Source organism: Xenorhabdus budapestensis (assembly GCF_002632465.1).
Lineage (GTDB): Bacteria > Pseudomonadota > Gammaproteobacteria > Enterobacterales > Enterobacteriaceae > Xenorhabdus > Xenorhabdus budapestensis.
Genome location: NZ_NIBS01000008.1, coordinates 145,587 through 154,276, shown reverse-complemented (window position 1 = coordinate 154,276; position 8,690 = coordinate 145,587). Strand labels below are relative to the sequence as shown.

The following is an 8,690-nucleotide window of genomic DNA, read 5'->3' as shown; positions in this document are numbered from 1 at the left end:
GAAAGAAATTCGGTGGTGCGGTAGTTCAGTTGGTTAGAATACCGGCCTGTCACGCCGGGGGTCGCGGGTTCGAGTCCCGTCCGCACCGCCACCGTATTTGCATGAACCCCTGAGAGAAATCTCAGGGGTTTTTTGCTATTTGTTGAATTTCTTGTGACAGAAGTTGCAATCAGTTATTGAGATGTCATATTAATGGAGGAGATAGCATTGAGGTAGGTTGGGGGCCACTTGATACGAAATAGTTACGTAAGAAAAATCCGTGCGAAAATAAATCACACGCAAAAAAACTATGCTGTGAGATATGTTGCCGGACAACCCGTAGAGTGGGTTTTCCCTGCTTCGAAACAGTTAATTGGAGAAACCTCACTACCACATGGAGAACCCCTTCTTGCCGATAATAGCGGATTTTCTGTTGCCATTTGGAATATCCATAAACAACAACACCCGTTATGGCAAAATGTCTTAGCCTCTTTAACTGAGAAGAGTGACCTTATCTTACTGCAAGAAGCACAAACAACTCCCGATTTACTGAAATTTGTCGCAGCTAGTGGTCTGGTTGCAGATCAAGTACCTGCATTTGCTATCCCCCAGCATCCATCAGGTGTGATGACATTAGCGTCAGCTTCGCCTATCTATTGTTGCCCATTACGAGAAAAAGAACCGATAATCAGGCTCTCAAAATCATCACTTATCACAATTTATCCTTTATCTGATAGTCGACAATTAATGGTGGTTAATGTACATGCCATCAATTTCAGCTTTGGTATTGATGTTTACAGTCGGCAGTTGAATAACATTGGTATCTATATCAGTATGCATGATGGCCCGGTGATATTTGCTGGCGATTTTAATGCATGGAGTCGTCGTCGGTTTAAAGTGCTGGAGCGTTTTGCTCAACGTATGGGGCTAAAAGAAGTCTATTTTAATGATGATCACCGAACGATTGTATTCGGTAAACCGTTAGATTTTGTTTTTTACCGTGAGTTAAACGTTCTGAGTGCAACAGTTTTAACGACAGTCGCTTCTGATCACAATCCACTTATAGTCAGGTTTTCGTTATAGAGTACATAGATAATCGACGCAGAGAGTCAAAAACAGAGGAAGAGAAAAAAACGCCGAAAGAATACCGGCGCTTTTGAAGGTAAGATCTATTGGTTAGAAAGATGGGGCACGGCTAATTTTTTCTTCACACCGAAAAAATACGCGAGGGTTAAAACAATCACCCAACCTGCTCCTACATATAAGGCGTCCCTTGTTTGATCGAAAAAGCCGAGTAATAGGATGACTGCACTCATGAAAACAATCGTAATTGCAGGAGCTATTGGCCACATTGGTACTGGGAATTTTAAGGTCTTGACCTCTTCTACACTCATTTTACGACGCATGGCCACATGAGAAAGTAAAATCATCAGCCATACCCAGACTGTTGCGAATGTTGCAACTGACGCAATAAGGATAAAAATATCGTCAGGAAGCAGATAATTGAGCAGCACACCGAGTAGCAGAACAGTAATCATGACCAGAACGGTCATCCACGGAACACCATTACTGGTTAGTTTTTTGAATGACTCCGGTGCCTGTCCTTCTTGAGCCATGCCATACATCATTCGTCCGGCACCAAAAATATCGCTGTTGATAGCTGAAATAGCCGCAGTAATCACAACAACATTCAGAATATTTGCGGCTGAGCTAATTCCTAAATTAGAAAAAATCTGTACAAATGGGCTTCCGTTCTGACCGATCTGATTCCACGGATAGATGCACATCAGAATACATAAGGTCAGGACATAAAAGATCAAAATACGAAATGGGACAGCATTAATGGCTTTAGGTATTGTTTTTACCGGATCTTTAGCTTCACTGGCAGTAATACCAATAACTTCTATTCCCCCAAAAGCAAACATCACAATGGCAAATGAGGCAATTACACCACTAACGCCATTTGGCATAAAGCCACCATGTTCCCATAAATTGGCGATACCTGTAGTATGTTCAGTCGTTTGACCAAAACCATAGATCATAATTACCAGACCACCAATGATCATGGCAATAATGGCAGTCACTTTAACAATAGAAAGCCAAAACTCCATTTCACCAAAAATCTTCACATGGCATAGATTTAGCGCACCAATAAAACATACGATACCCAGAACCCAAATCCATTGATCGACATGTGGGAACCAAAGTTTCATATACATGCCGAATGCAGTGATATCAGCGAGGCAAACAAACAGCATCTCAAGAACATAGATCCAGCCAGTCAGGAAACCGGCTAATGGCCCCAGATAATGGCTGGCATACTGTGAAAAGGAACCGGAAACAGGATGGTGAACGGTCATTTCTCCAAGTGCTCTCATCACCATAAATACGGCAGCACCGCCGATTAAATAGGCCAGCAATACAGCAGGGCCTGCTTGCTGAATTGCAGCTGCTGAGCCATAAAATAGCCCTGTGCCTATTGCAGAGCCTAAAGCCATGAAGCGGATATGCCTCACACTTAGGCCCTGTTTAAGCTGATTTTCATTGTTTTGCATTCGTTAATCTCATCTATCTTTCATGCCAGAGAGTCTTTTCAGGCATACGCTATTTCAGGCATACAATGCTGTGTCTGGCGTCAGATGCCAGTAAAAGCAACCTCGTACCATACCATAAAGATGGATGTTCGCGGGATAGATATCTGTAATAATAACGGGTAGTTTATTAAAACCAGAGTTTTTTTATGATCTACCCAATAAATGAAATGTTCCAGACTTTGCAGGGGGAAGGGGTATTTACCGGTGTTCCTTCTGTTTTCATTCGATTACAAGGATGTCCAGTAGGGTGCAGTTGGTGTGATACCAAGCATACTTGGGAAAAAGAGGCTGATAAGCAGCAGCCGATGGAAAACATCTTGGTGAAATCGCAGGATAGCGATATATGGGGAGTGGCAACACCACGGCAAATTATTAATTTATTCATTCGCCAGGGATACACAGCACGTCATGTTGTTATTACTGGTGGAGAGCCGTGCTTGTACGATTTACGTTCCTTGACTGAAACGCTGGAAAGAGAGGGTTATCAGTGTCAGATAGAGACCAGTGGCACGCATGCAATCTATTGTTCTGATAAAACTTGGGTAACAGTTTCACCAAAAGTGAAAATGCGTGGTGGATACAAAGTTTTGCCAGACGCTATGAAACGGGCAAACGAAATTAAACATCCTGTCGGTCGGGAGCGCGATATTGAAGCATTGGACGAACTACTAGCCATGCTTAATGAAGGTAATGCGCCGATTATTGCTTTACAGCCTATCAGCCAGAAAGAAGAAGCAACTCGTTTATGTATTGAAACCTGCATTGCCCGTAACTGGCGTTTTTCCATGCAGACACACAAATACTTAAATATCGCCTGATGTGAATTGAATTTTCATATATGCATTCAGCACCAACACCTGGTGCTGAATGTTTTACTCTCCACGATAGATACAACCTGCGCTACAGGTTTCTTTTACCATGACGGTACTGAGTTGTGGCAAAGTGGGTTTTAACTCTCTCCAGATCCACTTGGCCAGAACTTCGCTGGTTGGATTTTCCAGACCAGGGATCTCATTGAGGTAGTTGTGATCGAGCCGTTCCCAAATTGGTTTGAAAGCAGCTTTTACATCGGCAAAGTCCATGAGCCATCCACTATGGGGATCAACCTGACCGGTAATTTCCAGACGTACCATAAATGAGTGCCCATGTAGGCGGCCACATTTATGCCCTTCAGGAACATGTGGCAGGCGATGCGCCGCTTCAAATTGAAAATCTTTAAAGATGGTAGTGCTCATAATACTTTTTCCTGATTTCAAAAGGCCGGCTATTCTACCTGAACTTTCCGGCTTAACGTGATTTTTCTGTAGAAATAAAATCCAGCGTTTAACAACTTTATCGATATATTAAATCTGTAAATAAAGTTAGGTAATTTAGTTATTAGATATTGCAAACCTTTCTTTAATTCCAATGTCAGTTGTGGGATAACCTTATAATTAGTCCATGTTTATCATGATGCTTATAAATCGTGGATATTGGCTATCGCAAAGGGCACTGGATAAGATAATGACCGCAAAACCACCTTCAACTGCATTATTACCTGTTTCTCCTGAACAGTTGTCACGTCTGCAATCTGCGGTCAGTGATTTTTCTCCGCATCAATTGGCTTGGTTATCAGGCTATTTTTGGGGAATGTTAAACTCCCAGCCACAAGCCAACGCTGTGGCACCAGCGCCAACTGTTTCCGAACAGGAAACGGTAACACTGATTTCTGCTTCTCAGACGGGTAATGCCCGTCGTTTGGCGGAACAACTCAGAGATGCCTTATTGGCACAAAAGCTGAATGTGAATTTAGTTAATGCTGGTGATTATAAATTCAAACAGCTCGCAAAAGAACGGGTATTGATTATTATTGCTTCGACACAGGGTGAAGGTGAGCCAGCCGAAGAAGCCGTAGCACTCTATAAATATCTGCACTCCAAAAAAGCAGCTCCGATGAACGAGACGGTTTATGCTGTATTTGGCTTGGGGGATACCTCTTATGAATACTTTTGTCAGGCGGGTAAAGACTTTGATCGTCGCCTGAGTGAATTAGGCGCGCAGCGGTTATTAGAACGTGTTGATGCTGATGTGGAATATCAGGGCGTGGCAGCCCAATGGCGTCAACAAATAACGGATATCTTAAAACAGCGCGTGCCTGCCTCGACTGATACAGTTATAGCCACCACTCAAGTGGGGGTTATTAGTGAAGTTATTACCAGTCCTTATACCAAAGAAACACCGCTAACCGCCTCTCTGCTGGTTAATCAAAAAATCACAGGTCGTGGCTCTGATAAAGATGTCCGCCACATTGAAATTGATCTGGGGGATTCAGGTTTGCATTATCGGCCTGGTGACGCACTGGGTGTTTGGTTTGAGAACGATCCTGCACTGGTGGATGAGCTGCTTGCGTTACTCTGTCTGGAAGGCAGTGAGCCCGTCAATGTGTATGGGAAATTATTGACTTTGCGCCAGGCTCTGAGCAGCCATATTGAACTGACTCAAAACACGGGAGTTATTGTCGAAAAATATGCTGCATTAACGAAAGATGAAAGGTTATTTGCTTTAGTTACTGATAAACCGGTACTACAGCAATACGCACAAAAAACACCCATTGTGGATATGGTCAGGCAAGTAGTCTTGCGTCCTGAAGCCCAACAATTTATCGATATATTGCGTCCATTAACCCCGCGGCTTTATTCCATCTCCTCCTCACAAGATGAAGTCGAAAATGAGGTTCATATTACGGTTGGCGTTGTTCGTTATGACATAGAAGGACGTGCCCGTACTGGCGGAGCATCGGGTTATCTGGCTGATCGATTGCAAGAAGATGACAGTATCCGTGTTTTTATCGAGCATAACGATAATTTCCGTTTACCTGCTGATCCTCAAACACCAATCATCATGATTGGCCCCGGCACAGGGATTGCACCATTCAGGGCGTTTTTGCAACAACGAGATCATCATGGCACTGAAGGTAAAAACTGGTTGTTCTTTGGTAATCCCCATTTTGTAGAAGATTTCTTGTATCAGGTTGAATTCCAGCGTTATGTCAAAGAGGGGTTATTGACTCGCATTGATTTGGCATGGTCGCGGGATCAACAGCATAAGGTGTACGTACAGGACAAATTGCGTGAGCAGGGTGAAGAAATCTGGCGTTGGATCCAAGAGGGGGCACATTTATACGTCTGTGGAGATGCCAATCGTATGGCAAAAGATGTAGAACAGGCATTGTTGGATATTATTTCACAACAAGGTGGTATGGATGCTGAACAGGCCGATGAATTCTTGAGTGAACTTCGCCTTGAGCGCCGTTATCAAAGGGATGTTTACTAGCGTGGGCAATGAAAAACCGTAAGCAATGAAAACCGACGGGCAATGAAAACAATGAGCAATGAAAAACAAGGTCCTTTGATTGTTGAAGGTAAACAGGCTGACAGTGAACGCATGAAGTTAGAAAGTAACTATTTACGCGGGACGATCAGCGAAGATCTAAAAAATGGGCTGACAGGCGGATTTGAAGGCGATAACTTTCTCCTGATCCGTTTCCACGGTATGTATCAGCAGGATGATCGTGACATTAGGGCAGAACGTACGGAACAAAAACTGGAACCTCGCCATGCCATAATGCTGCGTTGTCGCTTACCGGGAGGTATTATCACTCCCCGCCAATGGTTGGGCATTGATCAGTTTGCGACAGAGAGCACCCTGTATGGCAGTATCCGGTTGACTAATCGGCAAACATTCCAATTTCATGGCATTTTAAAAAACAACCTCAAACCAGTGCATCAATTACTGGCTCAAATGGGGCTGGATTCACTGGCAACGGCCAATGATGTTAACCGTAACGTATTGTGTACCTCAAATCCGGTACAGTCTGCGTTGCATCAGCAGGCTTATGAATGGGCGAAGAAAATATCGGAGCATCTTCTGCCACGTACTAACGCTTACGCCGAAATCTGGCTGGATAAAGAAAAAATCGTGACAACCGATGAAGAGCCGATCCTTGGTAAAACTTATTTGCCTCGCAAATTCAAAACATCAGTTGTGATCCCGCCGCAAAATGATGTTGATCTGCATGCCAACGATATGAACTTCGTTGCTATTGCAGAGAGTGATCAATTGATCGGTTTTAACGTGCTGGTGGGTGGTGGATTAGCCATGACTCACGGCGATAAGAAAACATTCCCACGTTTGGCGAGTGAATTTGGTTATATTCCACTAGAGCATACCTTAGCGATTGCCGAAGCTATCGTGACAACACAGCGTGATTGGGGCAACCGAATCGATCGCAAAAATGCCAGAACCAAATATACCCTTGAGCGTGTCGGTGTTGAAACTTTCAAACAAGAAGTTGAAAAACGTGCGGGAGTGAAATTCGAACCGATCCGTCCTTATGAGTTTATTGGTCGGGGAGATCAAATTGGCTGGTTAAAAGGTATTGATGACCAATGGCACTTAACCTTGTTTATTGAAAATGGCCGCTTACTGGATTACCCGGACAAGCCGTTAAAAACCGGGATTGCAGAAATTGCCAAAATTCACAAAGGTGATTTTCGTCTAACTGCGAATCAAAACTTAATTGTGGCAGGCGTACCGGAAAGTGAAAAAGCACACATTGAAGAAATAGCCCGCTCACATGGCCTGATTGATAACAATGTGACTTCTCTGCGTCACCATTCTATGGCGTGTGTTTCATTTCCGACATGCCCGTTGGCGATGGCAGAAGCAGAACGTTTCTTGCCGACTTTTGTCGATCATGTCGATACTTTAATGGCAAAACATGGAGTCGGCCATGAACATATCGTCCTGCGTGTTACAGGCTGCCCGAATGGATGCGGCAGAGCGATGCTGGCAGAAATAGGGCTGGTGGGTAAAGCGCTTGATCGTTATAACCTGCATCTTGGCGGAAACCGCAATGGCAGCCGCATTCCCCGTATGTATCGGGAAAACATCACCTCAGCCGAGATTTTGACGATACTGGACGAGTTGATTAGTCGCTGGGCAATAGAACGTAATGAGGATGAAGCTTTTGGTGATTTTCTGATCCGAGCCGGCGTTATCAAACCAGTATTGAATTCAGCCGTCGATTTTTACGATTGGCAGGAGGCGATATGAACCAGCTCTGTTTATCTGAGCTATTGGTTTTGAATGCTGAGCAGCGCACGGAAGCGCTTGTTGAAATAAACCAACAACTGGAATCGCTGGATGCTCGTCAGCGTGTAATCTGGACATTGAAACACTTGCCCGGCGAATTTGTTCTTTCTTCCAGTTTTGGTATTCAGGCGGCAATCTGCCTACATCTGGTCACACAGGAATACCCTGATATTCCTGTTATCCTGACTGATACCGGTTATCTGTTCCCGGAAACCTATCGGTTTATTGATAAGTTGACTGACAAACTGAAACTGAACTTAAAAATATTTCGTGCAGAACAGAGTCCGGCCTGGCAGGAAGCACGTTATGGAAAACTGTGGGAACAGGGAATAGAAGGCATTGAGCGTTATAACCAAATCAATAAAGTAGAACCAATGAACCGCGCATTGAGATCATTACACGCACAAACTTGGTTTGCAGGTTTACGTCGCCAGCAATCGGAAAGCCGCACTAAGTTGCCGGTGCTGGCGGTTCAGCGTGATGTTTTCAAGATACTGCCGATTATTGATTGGGATAACCGCCAAGTGCATCAATACCTGACTCAACATGGACTTGAATACCATCCACTGTGGGAAGAAGGCTATCTCTCTGTGGGGGATATCCATACAACACAAAAATGGGAGCCGGGTATGAGCGAAGAACAAACCCGCTTTTTTGGTTTGAAACGGGAGTGTGGGTTGCACGAAGGTTAAGGCAATATTACGAATACTTCTGATTTATCTTGGCTGCGCTTCTTATCAAAAGGGCGTAGCTTGCTTTAATGATAACAGTGTTGCGCTTAATGTGTGCGATTTGTCACAAAATAAATCCTTTAAAAAAGAAGAAGTGAACAATAGGAAGAACAGTAATTTTTCCTGAATATTTCGCATGTTGCAATTTTATAACCCGCTAAAAATCTTACCTTATACGATTCAGGAACTAATAATTACTTTTTGTCATTTCATAACCTCCTCACAGCTTCATATATTTATTTCTTAGATAATT

7 protein-coding genes and 1 tRNA gene are annotated in these 8,690 nt (G+C 43.7%); 6 read left to right on the top strand and 2 right to left on the bottom strand.

Features of this window, described 5'->3' with window-relative positions; all coding sequences use genetic code 11:
* Positions 1-14: 14 nt before the first annotated feature.
* Positions 15-91 (top strand) — tRNA-Asp (locus tag Xbud_RS09805).
* A 137-nt stretch (positions 92-228) separates the two neighbouring features.
* Positions 229-1,062 (top strand): endonuclease/exonuclease/phosphatase family protein, encoded by an 834-nt coding sequence (locus Xbud_RS09800; protein WP_244589903.1) that lies wholly within the window; start codon positions 229-231, stop codon positions 1,060-1,062.
* 86 nt (positions 1,063-1,148) lie between these two features.
* On the opposite strand, the gene Xbud_RS09795 is transcribed toward Xbud_RS09800, so the two are convergent.
* On the bottom strand, positions 1,149-2,534 hold the full coding sequence (locus tag Xbud_RS09795; RefSeq protein WP_099135888.1) for an amino acid permease: 1,386 nt from the start codon (positions 2,532-2,534) through the stop codon (positions 1,149-1,151).
* Between the two features lie 185 nt (positions 2,535-2,719).
* On the opposite strand from Xbud_RS09795, the gene queE reads away from it, so the two are divergent.
* The gene (queE, locus tag Xbud_RS09790; protein ID WP_099135887.1) at positions 2,720-3,391 is read left to right on the top strand and encodes a 7-carboxy-7-deazaguanine synthase QueE; all 672 of its coding nucleotides are present in this window, start codon (positions 2,720-2,722) and stop codon (positions 3,389-3,391) included.
* A 54-nt stretch (positions 3,392-3,445) separates the two neighbouring features.
* Here queE and queD read toward each other — a convergent pair whose 3' ends face one another.
* On the bottom strand, positions 3,446-3,808 hold the full coding sequence (gene queD / locus Xbud_RS09785) for a 6-carboxytetrahydropterin synthase QueD (RefSeq protein ID WP_099135886.1): 363 nt from the start codon (positions 3,806-3,808) through the stop codon (positions 3,446-3,448).
* A gap of 268 nt (positions 3,809-4,076) precedes the next feature.
* Here queD and cysJ point away from each other — a divergent pair, with 268 nt between their 5' ends.
* From cysJ to Xbud_RS09770, 3 genes are read left to right on the top strand one after another with little or no spacing between them, the layout of a single operon-like run.
* Positions 4,077-5,885: an NADPH-dependent assimilatory sulfite reductase flavoprotein subunit gene (gene cysJ / locus Xbud_RS09780; protein ID WP_099135885.1), complete on the top strand. Its 1,809-nt coding sequence runs from the start codon at positions 4,077-4,079 to the stop codon at positions 5,883-5,885.
* Between the two features lie 51 nt (positions 5,886-5,936).
* Entirely contained in the window at positions 5,937-7,667 is a 1,731-nt protein-coding gene (gene cysI, locus Xbud_RS09775; protein ID WP_099135897.1) for an assimilatory sulfite reductase (NADPH) hemoprotein subunit, read from the top strand.
* A complete protein-coding gene (locus Xbud_RS09770; RefSeq protein WP_099135884.1) occupies positions 7,664-8,398 on the top strand; it encodes a phosphoadenylyl-sulfate reductase in 735 nt (244 codons plus the stop codon). Before cysI ends, Xbud_RS09770 begins: the two co-directional genes overlap by 4 nt.
* Positions 8,399-8,690: the final 292 nt, after the last annotated feature.